The organism is Pseudoalteromonas sp. S3776 (assembly GCF_005886915.1).
Classification (GTDB): Bacteria; Pseudomonadota; Gammaproteobacteria; order Enterobacterales; family Alteromonadaceae; genus Pseudoalteromonas.
This window is the reverse complement of the sequence record NZ_PNCU01000017.1, coordinates 1-14308: the sequence shown is the minus strand read 5'-3', so window position 1 is coordinate 14308 and position 14308 is coordinate 1. Positions and strand designations below refer to the sequence as shown.

The window sequence follows — 14308 nt, the reverse complement described above, 5'->3', positions numbered from 1 at the left end:
TCATAAAAGTGTAACTACATTTTAGGCATAAAAAAAGGCTGAATTATCAGCCTCTTTTAAAATATTTAACGTGATTACAGATTATCTAAGAAACGTTCTGCATCCAGGGCTGCCATACAACCTGTACCTGCAGATGTAATTGCTTGACGGTAAATGTGATCAGACACGTCACCTGCGGCAAATACGCCAGATACGCTTGTTTGAGTAGCGTTACCGTTAAGACCAGACTCAACCACTAAATAGCCGTCTTTCATCTCTAGTTGGCCTTCAAACATGTCGGTGTTTGGCTTATGGCCGATAGCAATAAACACACCGGCTAAGTCAAGCTCTTCGGTTGAATCAGATTGCGTATCTTTAATACGAACGCCAGTTACGCCCATGTCATCGCCAAGAACTTCGTCTAGCGTTCGGTTGTAATGCAATACTACGTTACCATTTTGCGCTTTTTCGTTAAGGCGATCAGCAAGAATTTTTTCACTGCGGAAGCTATCACGACGGTGAATAACGTGTACTTCATCCGCAATGTTAGATAAGTAAAGCGCTTCTTCTACTGCTGTGTTACCACCCCCTACAACGGCAACTTTACGCCCTTTATAGAAAAAACCATCACACGTAGCACATGCAGATACACCACGACCTTGAAAGTTAGTTTCAGACTCTAAGCCTAAGTATTTAGCCGACGCACCTGTGGCAATAATTAATGCATCACATGTGTAAGTACCTTGGTCGCCAGTAAGCGTGAAAGGGCGCTTAGACACATCTACTTTATTAATGTGGTCAAACACAATTTCCGTTTCAAAGCGCTCAGCGTGCTCTTTCATACGGTCCATTAATGCAGGGCCTGTTAAACCGTGCGCATCGCCTGGCCAGTTTTCAACTTCAGTTGTGGTCGTTAATTGGCCACCTTGTTGAATACCGGTAATTAAAACTGGGTTTAAATTTGCACGTGCGGCATATACTGCGGCAGTGTAACCCGCAGGGCCAGAGCCTAAAATTAGTAACTTAGAGTGTTTTGCTTCAGTCATGATCTTTTCCTAAACGTTTAATACTGAACTTAATGGCTTCGATTCTAAGAAAAACAAGGCACAAGTAAACAAATTATGTGAATATTTTTTTCTGACAAAATTAAAAGCTGTGCAATATTATGTACTGACCTTGCAGTAAATGAAAAAAAAGCCTGTGTTAAGGTTAAAAAACAAACAGATGAGCAACAAAGCTTCGTTAATTCATGACCCGTTAGTATTTTTTTGATATGTTTTACCTAATTTTATTTGTCACTGATAGATTATGTGACCTTAGTGAATAGGCAACTATGTTATTTTGGCAGGAAAAACCCGCATTTGGGTTGACTTCAAAAGACGTTAACGTCTTAACCAACGCACAAGAGTACCGTACGCAATTGCTACGTTTAATTAGCAATGCAAAACAAAGAATCTACATTACGGCACTTTATTTACAAGATGACGAAGCAGGGCGTGAAATACTCGAAGCGCTGCATCGTGTGTCGTTGGCAAACCCCAACCTTGAAATAAAAGTGTTGGTTGATTTTCATCGTGCTCAACGTGGTCTTATTGGTGCAGCAAAATCAGACGGTAACGCAAGTTTATATTGTGACTATTTAGAAAAATTTAAATCGAACGTACAGGTTTACGGTGTACCGGTCAAAGCCAAAGAGTTGTTTGGTGTGTTACACCTTAAAGGCTTTGTTGTAGATGATACTTTATTATACAGCGGCGCCAGCTTAAATAACGTGTACTTACAATATCACGAACGCTACAGGCTCGACCGTTATTTTTTAGTTGACCAAGCAGCACTGTGCGACTCTGTGGTTGATTTTATTGAGTCTAAGCTAATAGGCTCGCAAGCCGTGCCACGTATTGATACACGCCCGCTTAAGCGCTTAATAGACTTTAAGTTTGAACAAAAGCAATTAATGCGCGAGCTAAAGTCGGCCAGTTATGCAAACCCAACTACGGCCAATACCGACCCACTCGGTGTGCGTTTGTTTTTAGGTTTAGGGCGTCGTAATAATAGCCTTAACCGATTAATTAAAAATTTGTTTGATACCACAGAGCAAGAGCTTGTACTTTACACACCGTATTTTAATTTTCCGGCGCCGCTTATGCGCTCGCTTCGTAGATTATTAAAACAAGGTAAGCAGGTAACCATTGTAGTAGGTGATAAAACGGCGAACGATTTTTACCTGCCGCCAAGTGAGCCGTTTAGTAAAATTGGTGCATTACCGTATTTATACGAAACCATTTTGCATAAATTTGTAAAATCGCAAAAGCGCCATATAGATAACGGCAATTTAAATGTGTACTTATGGAAGCACGAGAGTAACTCGTTTCACTTAAAAGGTATTTGCGCAGACCGACAACGCCACTTATTAAGCGGCCACAATCTTAATCCGCGGGCGTGGGGGCTTGATATTGAAAACGGTATTTTAATTGAAGACCCACAGCAAAGTATTATGCAAGCCATAGATAATGAAAAGCAGGAAATTTTAAAACACTGCCGCCGTTTAACTGGTCCAAATGATTTAGAAACAGTAGAAGACTACCCACAGCCGGTTAAAAAGCTACTTGGTCAGGCTAAACGCGTAAAAGTGGATTTTATAATTAAGCGTTTTATATAAATTACTTTATATAGTCGAAATTTAGATACAAAAAAAGCAGCTAATTAGCTGCTTTTTTATTGTTTGTAGTTAGGTAACTATTTTATTAAATAACACCTAACGACTAAACGCAAAATTACGCGTTTTCTACTGCAGTACGTGGGTCAACATATTCCATGTTGAACGCTTCAGCTACTTCTTTGTAAGTTACTTGGCCTTTAATTACGTTTAAGCCTTTTAAGAAGTGCGCGTCATCTAGTAGTGCCTTTTTGTAACCTTTGTTTGCAAGGTTAATAATAAACGGCAATGTTGCATTGTTAAGTGCAAACGTAGATGTACGTGGAACAGCGCCAGGCATGTTAGCTACACAGTAGTGCACAACGTCATCAACAATGTATGTTGGATCAGCGTGTGTAGTTGCTTTAGAAGTAGCAATACAGCCACCTTGGTCAATAGCAACATCCACAATTGCAGCGCCTGGCTTCATGGCTTTAATGTGATCAGCTGTAACAAGCTTAGGTGCCGCTGCACCTGGGATTAGTACGCCACCAATTACTAGGTCTGCTTCTAGTACATGTTTTTCAAGTGCATCGGCAGTTGAGTAAATCGCTTTAACTTTGTTACCAAACTGCGCGTCTAGTGCACGAAGTACATCGATGTTGCGGTCAAGTACAACAACGTCTGCGCCCATGCCAACAGCCATTTGCGCTGCACTACGACCCACCATGCCGCCGCCAATAACAACAACTTTTGCAGCTTCAACACCTGGTACGCCGCCAAGTAGCATGCCACGGCCGTGGTTAGATTTTTCAAGCGCTTGTGCACCGGCCTGAATAGACATACGACCTGCTACTTCACTCATTGGTGCAAGAAGCGGTAAGCCGCCACGTGCATCAGTCACTGTTTCGTAAGCAATACAAATCGCTTTGCTTTTAACAAGGTCTTCAGTTTGCGGAAGATCAGGTGCAAGGTGAAGGTAAGTAAATAAAATTTGGTCTTCGCGTAGCATTGCACGCTCAACAGCTTGCGGCTCTTTTACTTTTACGATCATGTCTGCTTTTGCAAAAACATCAGCTGCAGTGGCTAAAATTTCAGCGCCAGCTTGTGTGTAATCTTCGTTAGTAAAACCAATGCCCATACCTGCATCTGTTTCAACAATCACTTGGTGGCCGTGATTTACTAATTCACGAACACTCGCAGGAACCATACCTACACGGTATTCATGGTTTTTAATTTCTTTAGGTACACCAATAATCATAAAATTTGCCTTATTAAGAACGGATTAACATTTTTCACTATTATATTCATCATAAGGCAGTGTGTCTCACCTTTTTTAAAAGGGTAACCAGTGTTATTATCTAAATAATAAAAATAAACAGAATATTAAACTAGTTGGGTGTATGCATCAGTTATTAGATAGAATTGACCGTAAAATTTTAATGGAATTACAGCACGATGGACGCCTTTCTAATGTAGAACTGGCCCGACGAGTTGGCCTGAGCGCCACGCCCTGTCTGGAGCGCGTAAAAAAGTTAGAACGTGAAGGCTACATACTTGGCTACAAAGCAGTGGTAGATCCGGCAAAGCTTGGCCAAGGCTTATCGGTGTATGTTGAGGTAACCATTACCAAAACATCGCCCGACGTATTTGATGAGTTTAGTGCGGCGGTTAAACAGCACGAAGAGATAATAGAGTGTCACTTGGTATCGGGTAATTTTGATTTTTTATTAAAAACACGCGTAAACGATATGTCAGAATACCGCGGTGTACTAGGCGACATTCTTTTAAAGCTGCCAAACGTGAGTGAAAGCCGCACCTATGTAGTAATGGAAGAAGTAAAAGGTGAAGACGGCGTAATTATTCGCCCTTACATTGCGTAAATTTAACCGCAAAAGATAAACACACTCTAATTTATAAAAACTTGTTCATAATCAGGCCATACACATTAAGATAAAGTGCATCAAATTGCATTTCCTGCTAAGGTATTTGATTGCAAGCAAGTGCCAATAGAACAATAAAGAGGGATAGGAAGTTATGCGCCTAAACGGTGTGCAAAGACTATTAGAAACAGGGCTGATCATCAGCACCTTTGCGGCAATATTCATTTTATGTGCTTTAATCAGCTTTGATCCCGCTGACCCTGCGTGGTCGCAAACGGGTGAATTTAGAAACGTAAAAAATATTACAGGCACTGCTGGTGCTTGGGTGGCCGATATATTATTACTTTCATTTGGCTGGCTTGCTTATTTAGTGCCGGCCGCTATTCAGCTGTTTGGCTATTTACTGTTTAAGCAACCTCATCGTATTTTACAGCTCGATTACACCACACTTGCCTTGCGTGTTATTGGCTTTGCATTATTTATTACCTCGGCAACGGCAATTAGCAGCATTAACTTCGATGATATTTATAACTTTTCATCCGGTGGGGTAGTGGGTGATGTGATTGCATCGGCCATGATGCCAGCATTTAACTTTACCGGTACCTCTATTTTATTATTGTGCTTCTTTTTTGCTGGGCTTACCTTATTAACCGGCGTGTCATGGGTTGAATTTGTAGACTACCTTGGTGATTTAGTGGTTAGAGGCTACCGCTATGCTTTTAATTACGCCCAAGGTTGGATGCAACGAGAGCGCATTGCGGCAAGCCCTGTACAGGCCGATGCCCAATTTAATGATGACCCTGACGATTATGAGCAAAGCGATACCACACACGAGCAATCATCAGAATTTGAACAAGAGCTTGCTAAAAGTAAAAAACCAGCTAAACAAAAAGCTATTACTAAAGAGCAGCCTACCTTTAGCGAGCCGCAAATTAGTGATGACTACAGCCCATTTGATGAGCTAGACGATATACTCGACCAAGAAATTGGCTTTAGCGCCATAGACGATGAGCCGATGGATACAGCGGCTGCGTTAAATGCACTGGATCAAAGCCAAGTTGTTGAGCCTGAAAAACCAGTTACCACGGTGGTATCGCCAGCAAGGCCAATGCCTAAGCCAAAACCTGCGTATCAGCCACCGCCAACAGCCAAAGAAAAATTTGAAGAGTTACTTGATAAAGAGCCACCGCCAGGGCCATTACCGTCGCTTGATTTACTCGACAGACCCGACAAAGCAAAAAACCCGATATCACAAGAAGAGCTTGAAAGTGTATCGCGCCTGGTTGAAACAAAATTACTCGACTTTAACGTACAAGCCACTGTAGTAGGGGTGTACCCAGGGCCAGTTGTAACACGTTTTGAGCTTGATTTAGCGCCAGGTATTAAGGTGTCTAAAATTACGGGCTTATCAAAAGATTTAGCCCGTTCGCTTTCTGCTATTAGCGTACGTGTGGTTGAGGTGATCCCGGGTAAAACATATATAGGGATAGAGCTGCCTAATAAATACCGCGAAATCGTACGTTTATCTGAGGTCATTAACGCCCCTAAATTTGAGCAAAATCCATCGCCTCTAACCATGGTATTAGGTAAAGATATTGCAGGGCAACCTGTGTGTGCCGATTTAGGTAAAATGCCCCACTTACTGGTAGCGGGTACCACAGGTTCAGGTAAGTCAGTGGGCGTTAATGTAATGATATTAAGCTTACTGTACAAATCGGGCCCTGATGATGTTCGGATGATCATGATTGACCCGAAAATGCTTGAGCTTTCGGTTTATGAAGGTATTCCGCACCTATTGTGTGAAGTTGTTACCGATATGAAAGAAGCGGCCAACGCGCTGCGTTGGTGTGTAGGCGAAATGGAGCGCCGTTATAAGTTAATGTCGGCGCTGGGCGTGCGTAACTTAAAAGGTTACAACCAAAAAGTGATGGAAGCCAAAGAGGCGGGTTACCCAATCCTTGACCCATTATTCAAAGACACCGACGGCATGAAAGAAGGCCCTGACGAGCTAGACAAACTACCGAGTATAGTGGTGGTTATTGACGAATTTGCCGACATGATGATGATTGTAGGTAAAAAAGTTGAAGAGCTAATTGCCCGTATTGCGCAAAAAGCACGTGCCGCAGGTATACACTTAGTACTGGCAACACAGCGCCCATCGGTAGATGTAATTACCGGCTTAATTAAAGCCAATATACCTACGAGAATGGCATTTCAGGTGTCGAGTAAAATAGACTCGCGTACCATACTCGACCAGCAAGGCGCCGAAAACCTATTAGGTATGGGTGACATGCTTTATTTACCGCCAGGCACAAGCGTACCTGAACGTGTGCATGGCGCATTTGTTGACGACCATGAAGTACATGCGGTAGTTAACGATTGGAAAGCACGTGGTAAACCTAATTACATTGATGAAATTTTAAATGGTGATGCAACAGAAGATGTTTTATTACCAGGTGAAACCAATGAAAACGCAGATGACGAATCAGATCCACTTTACGACGAAGCCGTTGCGTTTGTAATCGAAACTGGCAAAGTATCGGTATCGTCAGTACAACGTAAATTGCGTGTTGGCTATAACCGTGCAGCACGACTAGTAGAACAAATGGAAACATCGGGTATCGTGAGTTCGCCTGGCCACAACGGCGCTCGCGATGTATTAGTACCTAATGGAGCAAATTAATGAAAAAATTAAACAGTTTATTATTAGTGCTTGGCAGTTTAATTACCACGCCTAGCTTTGCTGACGACAGCCAAGCACTGCAAGACAAACTCGCCACCCTTAAAAGTTTTAAAGCGCAGTTTTCTCAAAACGTAACCGACTCGCAAGGCCAATCGGTTATGCAAGGCGAGGGCACAATTGCCCTTAAACAGCCAATGATGATCCGCTGGCAGCAAACAAACCCAGATGATACCTTATTTGTATCAAATGGCGACAAAACCTATTACTTCGACAGCTTTGCTGAGCAAGTAACTATTATGGATACCCACAGCCTTATAGACTCAACACCGTTTGTATTGCTTACCTCAAAAGACCCTGCACAATGGGAAAAATACAGTGTTCAAGCCACAGACTCTGGCTTTAGTGTAACGCCAAATAAAGGCGTAGAAAGCCAAGTAGAGCAACTTGATATTACCTTTGCAGGTAACGAGCAAGGCCTTGCTAAGTTAGTTGTGACGGATAATTCTGGTCAGCTTTCATCGTTTAGTTTTAACAATGCACAAGTAAATACCGCGCTTGATACAAGCACCTTTGAATTTACCCCACCAGAGGGTGTAGAAATAGACGATCAGAGTAACGGTGAGTAATTTAGGCTTTAACTTTGGGCCCGATGTACGCCCACTTGCGGCGCGTATGCGCCCAACAACGCTTGACGAATACATAGGTCAGCAGCATTTACTAAGTAGCGACAAGCCCTTGCACCAAGCCATTGTTGCAGGGCGTTGCCACAGCTTAATTTTGTGGGGGCCGCCTGGGGTAGGTAAAACCACCCTTGCGCAAATTATTTCAAACCACGCCGATGCCGAACTTATACAAATGTCGGCTGTGACCGCAGGCGTAAAAGATATTCGCGACAGCGTAACGCAAGCGCACGATAACCTACAAAGCCGCGGGCAGCGCACGCTTATGTTTGTTGACGAAGTACACCGTTTTAATAAATCGCAGCAAGATGCATTTTTACCTCACATAGAAGACGGCACTTTTATATTTGTAGGCGCGACAACCGAAAACCCCTCATTTGCACTTAACAACGCTATTTTGTCGCGTGCACGCGTGTATGTTTTAAAGTCGCTAGCCGATACCGACTTATACACTGTGATAGAGCGCGCACTTAAGCAAGATGAGCAACTAAACCAAAAAAACATTGTTATTGCCGATAACGCCAAACAGGCGCTTTGCCAAGCAAGCGGCGGCGATGCCCGTAAAGTATTAAACTTACTTGAGCAAGCGGTTGATTTAACGAGTGAGCAAAACGGCACATACAACGTAGATGAGCACGTATTAAGCCAAGTACTGCCAACCCATTTAGCTAAATACGATAAAGGCGGCGATGAATTTTACGATTTAATATCGGCTTTTCATAAATCAGTACGAGGCAGCTCACCCGATGGCGCGCTGTATTGGTATTGCCGTATTTTAGCCGGCGGCGGTGACCCACTTTATGTAGCACGGCGTTTACTTGCCATTGCCACAGAAGACATAGGGAACGCCGACCCGCGGGCAATGGAAGTGGCGTTAAACGCATGGGATATATTTCAGCGTGTAGGCCCAAGTGAGGGCGAGCGCGCCATTGCACAAGCTACCTTATATTTAGCCAGCGCACCTAAAAGTAATGCCGTTTATATGGCGTTTAACCAAGCAAAGGCAGATGCCAAAAATGAGCCAAGTTACCCAGTGCCTGAGCATTTACGAAACGCGCCTACAAACCTAATGAAAGATTTAGGCTATGGCGCCGAGTATCGTTATGCGCATAACGAAGAGGGCGCCTTTGCCGCAGGTGAAAAATACTTACCACCAGAAATGGAAGGTAAGAAATATTACTTACCGAGCGAGCGCGGCCTTGAGCAAAAAATTAAACAAAAACTCGCTTACCTAAAAGAGCGCGATGCGCAAAGCCCACATAAACGATACGAAAATGATTAAACTTTATATGATGATCGCCCTTGGCGGAGCCTCAGGTGCGTGTTTACGGTTTTTTATTAGCGAAAGCATGCTAAAACTCCTCGGTAGGGGATTCCCTTTTGGCACGTTGACGGTTAATATTCTGGGTTCATTGTTAATGGGCATTTTGTACGGTTTGATAGATAAAGAAATTATCACCGCAAGCCCCGCTAAAACCCTTATTGGTATTGGCTTTTTAGGTGCGTTAACCACCTTCTCAACATTCTCAATGGACTCGTTGTTGTTGTTACAACAAGGTCACTTTATTAAAATGGCCCTCAATATCATCTTAAATGTGATGATCTGTATTTTTATGGCTTGGCTGGGCCTTCAGCTGGTAATGCAAAAAGGTTAAAAACTAACATGTTAGATTCTAAATATTTACGACAAGACGTTGAGCAAACTGCAGCACGCCTAGCGGCTCGTGGCTACGAGCTTGATGTTGCAAAAGTGACAGAACTTGAAGAGCAACGCAAAACATTACAAGTAAAAACGCAAGAGCTTCAAAGTCAACGTAACGCCAGTGCTAAAGCCATTGGTCAAGCAAAAGCGAAAGGCGAAGACGCACAGCCACTATTAGACGCAGTGGCAAATTTAGGTAGCGAATTAGACGCAACTAAAAAAGCGCAAGACGAAGTATTAAACGCCATTAACGACATTGCATTAGCAATTCCAAACTTGCCAGACGAATCAGTACCAGAAGGCGCTGATGAAGACGACAACGTTGAAATACTTACTTGGGGCACGCCTAAAAAGTACGACTTTGAAGTAAAAGATCACGTAGACGTAGGCCAAGACCTAAACGGCCTAGACTTTGAAATGGGCGTTAAAATTAGTGGCGCACGCTTTACAGTAATGCGTGGCCAAGTAGCGCGTATGCACCGTGCACTTACGCAATACATGCTAGATACCCACACAGACAAAAACGGCTATACAGAAATGTATGTACCGTACTTAGTAAATAGCGCAAGCCTTTACGGCACAAGCCAATTACCTAAGTTTGCAGGCGATTTATTCCATACATTAGGCCTAGTAAACGACGACGGCGAACAACAAGCTGGCTTTAGCTTAATCCCTACAGCAGAAGTACCGCTTACAAACAGCGCACGCGACGAAATTTACGAAGAAAGTGATTTACCAATTCGCTTAACTGCGCACACGCCATGTTTTAGAAGTGAAGCAGGTAGCTACGGTCGCGATACACGCGGCTTAATTCGCCAGCACCAGTTTGATAAAGTTGAACTAGTACAACTAGTAAAACCTGAAGATTCAATGCAAGCGCTTGAAGAGCTAACAGGCCACGCAGAGCAAATACTACAAGCACTAGAACTACCATACCGTAAAGTAATTTTATGTATGGGCGACATGGGCTTTGGCGCAGCTAAAACATACGACTTAGAAGTATGGTTACCGGCGCAAGATACTTACCGCGAAATTTCGTCTTGTTCAAACATGGTCGATTTCCAAGCGCGCCGTATGCAGGCACGTTTTCGCCGTGAAGGCGCTAAAAAACCAGAGTTACTCCATACACTAAATGGTTCAGGTTTAGCGGTTGGTCGTACACTAGTCGCCATACTAGAAAACTACCAACAAGCAGATGGTTCAGTAGTCGTACCAGAAGTATTACGGCCATACATGGGTGGGCTTGAAGTGATTGGTAAAGCTTAAAATACAAGCTGTCAGTTTTTAGCTATCAGCTTTAAGTAGAAAAGCCGCTGTTTTAAACGAACAGCGGCTTTTTGTTATGGGTAAAAGTAAAGGTTCGAGGTTAATGGGGAAAGAAAAAATCTATGTTTTGTTATTTATTAGTACATTACTCTTTTGTTCAATATTACTGATCTCTACCATTTTGGTGTTTTCCCACATCTAGTAAATTTAAATGACAGCTAACTAGTTGTTTACATGTGTCTATTCGCTGGTTAAATTAGATACTTCGTAATATTTGGACATTTGTCGGTTTATAAAGCGACAAATGTCGGATACAAAGTTGTTAGCATTCAAATCGAGTATGGAGTAAAAATGAAATATTTAGCCCTAATTACAGGATGTTTATTATTAACTGGATGTGCAACAGGCTATCAAGCACATACTTGGTCTGGTGGTTACAAAGATAAAGAACTAGGCGAAAACAATTACATGGTTGAGTACTATGGGAATGGCACAACTTCAACCGAAATGCTTAAAACGTTTTGGAGTAAACGTGCTTCAGAATTGTGTCCTAATGGTTATGATGTTGTAAGTGAAGATAAAGGAAAAACGGATGGCGGTATTTTCCTTGGTGGTATCACTTCGATAGATCATCCTTGGTTAAAAGCCGAAATTCAGTGCAAATAAATGCTAACAAGAACTTCTAACGGAAAAAATACAGTTGGCTGTTTTCACTCCGTTCAACATTTTAGCCAACTATATTTTTCCGCTTAAGTAGGCGTTAAGCTGTAATAGGATTTGGTCAAGTGTTTATAAAAACAAAAGAAATATTAGAAGCTTCAGAATCCGCTTTATTAGGATTTTCTGTAAATCGAAGTTTGCTGAAACCAGTTCAACGACTTTTTGTTTATCCTTTAGCCTATCTAAAGGTAGGCTTCGGTGACTTTACCAAACCTATGGCTGTGTGGTCTTTTACAAGCTTTGCATTAATGATGCTATTGACACTGTTTTCATCGAACATGGAAATGCCTCAAGAGGTATTTCTCATATTATTCAATATGTGCATATGGGGGATATTGTTATTAAAAACTTTTTCAACACCTAGTAGTTACGCATTTTATGGAGCGACTGAGGTTAGTGTTAATAAAATTGTCGATATACTTGATAAAAATGGAGTGCAAAGTGAGTCAGACATAAAACTTTTAGAAAATAACCTTGAGAAAGTCGAACAACGTATTAACGCTAGAGTGAAGTTCTACAAATGGATAATAGGCTCTTTTTGGGGGCTGTATCTATTAATTTTCAACTTTCAGCTACGCTTTCTCAGTTTGTCGGACAAAAAAATAGACGACAGTTTTTTAAATAGTAGTTTTGAAGGTTTCTTGTATGTAGTTTTGTTTACAGTGTTCGCTTTACTAGCAATGTTTAGCTATAAACGAGCATCTAACATGTTAATAGCGAGCTATTTTTGTCTGCTTAACGCAATGTTATATTTACACAGAGGGTTTGTGCAATTATTTAATATTAGCCGCATAAATACAGATTTTGGAATCTTTCGGGTATCAGGTGATTGGTGCTTTAAAAGTCCTAAAGTTGAAAGTATAACCCTTAAATCAATCGAAGTTTTGGGAACTGATGGTTGGGTTTTATTAGATAAAACTAGCGAAAGAAATTCTCAATTAATTGAGAATTTACTGCCACTGTTATTGTCTCATTTACTGTTAAAAAATAATGCAATGTAAACATCATTACGGCCAAAAAAACGGCCTTCACTGGACGCGCAAAAAAAAGCGCCGTTTATAAAAAGCGTTATGTTTTCAGGGAGTCGTAGTTGAGTTCAAGTAACTGGGATAGTGCTGTAATAAAAAGTATTGGCTATGTTGGTATAGGAATCGCCGTTTGGTTTTTATTTAATGGACTGGCACCTTCATAACTTGATGATATATTTGGACTGCCGTTACTTTTTTACTTTATATTAGCGTTTATCTACTAATTTCAATCGTTGGTTGAGTAGTGGTTGGCTTTTCAGTTCATTGGTTTGTAAAAAATACACTAGCGGCTTTTATGCTTTTTATATCGCAATATCATTAACAGTTGTGGTTGCTGGCTTATTTAATAACACCCCTCAAATATTAGGCTTAGCAGCATTGCTTCAAGCTTTTTAGTTTAGGTATTATTTGTACAAAAAAACATAACAAGAGAATAAATAGGGATTCACTTTAGTTTGTCATTTTTAGTTGCAAACACCGCAATAAAACTGCCAAACTAGCTCACATATTATTCAGGCGTTATGTGTCTATTCAATCTATCGACTGTGAGGTTTTAATTGGCTAACCATAGTAAAAAAATAAATTTGGCTAAAGAGCAATTAGAAGATGCGATAGATATGCTAGTAAATGGAAGATATATATCTTGCTTAACTCTAGCTGGTGCGGCTGAAGAAGTCTTTACTGCTTTGGCTGATGCAAAGCTTGGTAAGAACTCTTTTAACTTGATACATGAGTTAATGAACTACGATTTAGCGGAGGAAGGTCATCAAAAAATACCTAGAGGTAAATTTCGTAAAATTAGAAATAGCGCTAGAAATTTAGTCAAGCACCATGATCAAGGTGATGATGAATCTGTCCATTTAAATAGATGTGGCCAAGCATTAGCCACACTTGGTCAGGCAATGATTTCTGCTGATATGTTAGAAGTAAAATACAAAAACAAAAGAAAATATAATGCTTGGTTAAAAAAATATAGAGACAAAAAATAATGGGGTCAGGTCTTTCTTTTTACCATTAGCTTTATTGTTGGTTATTTCATTTAAATTAATTTTCTCTAAACAACATCAGCTCAGCATCTTTTCCATCCATTAATACCGCTACGTTACCTTCGGCTGTGATATACACGTCTCTTAATCGTCTTGGTGCTTCTGGAAAGATATGCAATTGGGTGAATTGGCCATTTTCTAAATTAACGCTGTAGAGCTTTTTATCAACGAGTGTGGTGATTAGTACATGTTTTTGAAGTGAAGGGAATGAATAAACAAGACACCCATCTTAATTTTGCAGTTTAGGGAATGAATAAACAAGACACCCATCTTAATTTTGCAGTTTAGCAAACGTAGTACTAGGCTTTCATCAGTATAAAAAACAAGTAGTGTGTCTTATGGCAATTGCAAGAAAGCGACAAGTAAGTTTGGTTGATACAAAATATTACCACTGTGTCTCGCGCTGTGTTCGACGTGCTTTTCTGTGTGGCGAAGACCACATTACAGGTCAATCTTACGCGCATCGACGAGGCTGGGTTGAAGATAAGCTACTTGAATTAGCCAAGATATTTTGTATTGATGTGTGCGCTTATGCCGAAATGAGTAACCATACCCATTTAGTACTGTATGTTGATAATAAAAAAGCGAATAGGCTTAATGATAAGGCGATTGTTATTCGGTGGCACAAGCTGTGCAAAGGCACCGTACTTACGCAAAAGTACATTCAGGGCGAAAAGCTAGGTAAA

General features: G+C 41.2%; 12 protein-coding genes and 2 pseudogenes. 11 read left to right on the top strand and 3 right to left on the bottom strand.

All coding sequences use genetic code 11. The features are described from left to right. Positions 1 to 74: 74 nt before the first annotated feature. Positions 75 to 1025, bottom strand: a complete 951-nt coding sequence (gene trxB / locus CWC16_RS08410) for a thioredoxin-disulfide reductase (RefSeq protein ID WP_138541216.1) — start codon at positions 1023 to 1025, stop codon at positions 75 to 77. Positions 1026 to 1312: 287 nt separating this feature from the next. Between trxB and pssA the strand changes: the two genes are divergently transcribed. Next, positions 1313 to 2638, top strand: a complete 1326-nt coding sequence (gene pssA / locus CWC16_RS08405; RefSeq protein ID WP_138541215.1) for a CDP-diacylglycerol--serine O-phosphatidyltransferase — start codon at positions 1313 to 1315, stop codon at positions 2636 to 2638. Positions 2639 to 2753: 115 nt separating this feature from the next. Here pssA and ald read toward each other — a convergent pair whose 3' ends face one another. Continuing rightward, a complete protein-coding gene (gene ald, locus CWC16_RS08400) occupies positions 2754 to 3875 on the bottom strand; it encodes an alanine dehydrogenase (RefSeq protein WP_138541214.1) in 1122 nt (373 codons plus the stop codon). A gap of 142 nt (positions 3876 to 4017) precedes the next feature. Here ald and lrp point away from each other — a divergent pair, with 142 nt between their 5' ends. From lrp to CWC16_RS08350, 9 genes are all read left to right on the top strand, one after another. Continuing rightward, a complete protein-coding gene (lrp, locus tag CWC16_RS08395; RefSeq protein ID WP_004586747.1) occupies positions 4018 to 4497 on the top strand; it encodes a leucine-responsive transcriptional regulator Lrp in 480 nt (159 codons plus the stop codon). Positions 4498 to 4651: 154 nt separating this feature from the next. Then, positions 4652 to 7180 (top strand): DNA translocase FtsK, encoded by a 2529-nt coding sequence (locus CWC16_RS08390; protein ID WP_138541213.1) that lies wholly within the window; start codon positions 4652 to 4654, stop codon positions 7178 to 7180. Next, a complete protein-coding gene (gene lolA, locus CWC16_RS08385; RefSeq protein WP_138541212.1) occupies positions 7180 to 7806 on the top strand; it encodes an outer membrane lipoprotein periplasmic chaperone LolA in 627 nt (208 codons plus the stop codon). Before CWC16_RS08390 ends, lolA begins: the two co-directional genes overlap by 1 nt. Then, entirely contained in the window at positions 7799 to 9142 is a 1344-nt protein-coding gene (locus CWC16_RS08380) for a replication-associated recombination protein A (protein ID WP_138541211.1), read from the top strand. The genes lolA and CWC16_RS08380 overlap by 8 nt, the downstream gene beginning before the upstream one ends. Continuing rightward, complete coding sequence (gene crcB, locus CWC16_RS08375) at positions 9135 to 9515, top strand: fluoride efflux transporter CrcB (protein ID WP_138541210.1); 381 nt, start codon at positions 9135 to 9137, stop codon at positions 9513 to 9515. Before CWC16_RS08380 ends, crcB begins: the two co-directional genes overlap by 8 nt. Positions 9516 to 9523: 8 nt before the next feature. Continuing rightward, a complete protein-coding gene (gene serS, locus CWC16_RS08370) occupies positions 9524 to 10828 on the top strand; it encodes a serine--tRNA ligase (RefSeq protein ID WP_055014307.1) in 1305 nt (434 codons plus the stop codon). A 351-nt stretch (positions 10829 to 11179) separates the two neighbouring features. Further along, positions 11180 to 11494, top strand: a complete 315-nt coding sequence (locus tag CWC16_RS08365; protein WP_138541209.1) for a CC0125/CC1285 family lipoprotein — start codon at positions 11180 to 11182, stop codon at positions 11492 to 11494. 119 nt (positions 11495 to 11613) lie between these two features. Next, positions 11614 to 12549 (top strand): hypothetical protein, encoded by a 936-nt coding sequence (locus CWC16_RS20235; RefSeq protein WP_249929197.1) that lies wholly within the window; start codon positions 11614 to 11616, stop codon positions 12547 to 12549. Positions 12550 to 13133: 584 nt separating this feature from the next. Beyond that, positions 13134 to 13565 carry a hypothetical protein gene (locus CWC16_RS08350; RefSeq protein ID WP_138541208.1) on the top strand — a complete coding sequence of 144 codons (432 nt, stop codon included), beginning with the start codon at positions 13134 to 13136 and terminating at the stop codon, positions 13563 to 13565. Between the two features lie 55 nt (positions 13566 to 13620). Here CWC16_RS08350 and CWC16_RS08345 read toward each other — a convergent pair. After that, positions 13621 to 13833: pseudogene (locus CWC16_RS08345) on the bottom strand (PQQ-dependent sugar dehydrogenase); the annotation flags it as partial. 127 nt (positions 13834 to 13960) lie between these two features. Between CWC16_RS08345 and CWC16_RS08340 the strand changes: the two are divergent. Then, positions 13961 to 14308, top strand: a pseudogene (locus CWC16_RS08340) (transposase); the annotation flags it as partial.

What these genes read in the sequence shown, in the direction of transcription:
- trxB (WP_138541216.1), bottom strand. Translation starts at nt 1,025, where the DNA reads ATGACTGAAGCAAAACACTCTAAGTTACTAATTTTAGGCTCTGGCCCT.
- pssA (WP_138541215.1), top strand. Translation starts at nt 1,313, where the DNA reads ATGTTATTTTGGCAGGAAAAACCCGCATTTGGGTTGACTTCAAAAGAC.
- ald (WP_138541214.1), bottom strand. Translation starts at nt 3,875, where the DNA reads ATGATTATTGGTGTACCTAAAGAAATTAAAAACCATGAATACCGTGTA.
- lrp (WP_004586747.1), top strand. Translation starts at nt 4,018, where the DNA reads ATGCATCAGTTATTAGATAGAATTGACCGTAAAATTTTAATGGAATTA.
- CWC16_RS08390 (WP_138541213.1), top strand. Translation starts at nt 4,652, where the DNA reads ATGCGCCTAAACGGTGTGCAAAGACTATTAGAAACAGGGCTGATCATC.
- lolA (WP_138541212.1), top strand. Translation starts at nt 7,180, where the DNA reads ATGAAAAAATTAAACAGTTTATTATTAGTGCTTGGCAGTTTAATTACC.
- crcB (WP_138541210.1), top strand. Translation starts at nt 9,135, where the DNA reads ATGATTAAACTTTATATGATGATCGCCCTTGGCGGAGCCTCAGGTGCG.
- serS (WP_055014307.1), top strand. Translation starts at nt 9,524, where the DNA reads ATGTTAGATTCTAAATATTTACGACAAGACGTTGAGCAAACTGCAGCA.
- CWC16_RS08365 (WP_138541209.1), top strand. Translation starts at nt 11,180, where the DNA reads ATGAAATATTTAGCCCTAATTACAGGATGTTTATTATTAACTGGATGT.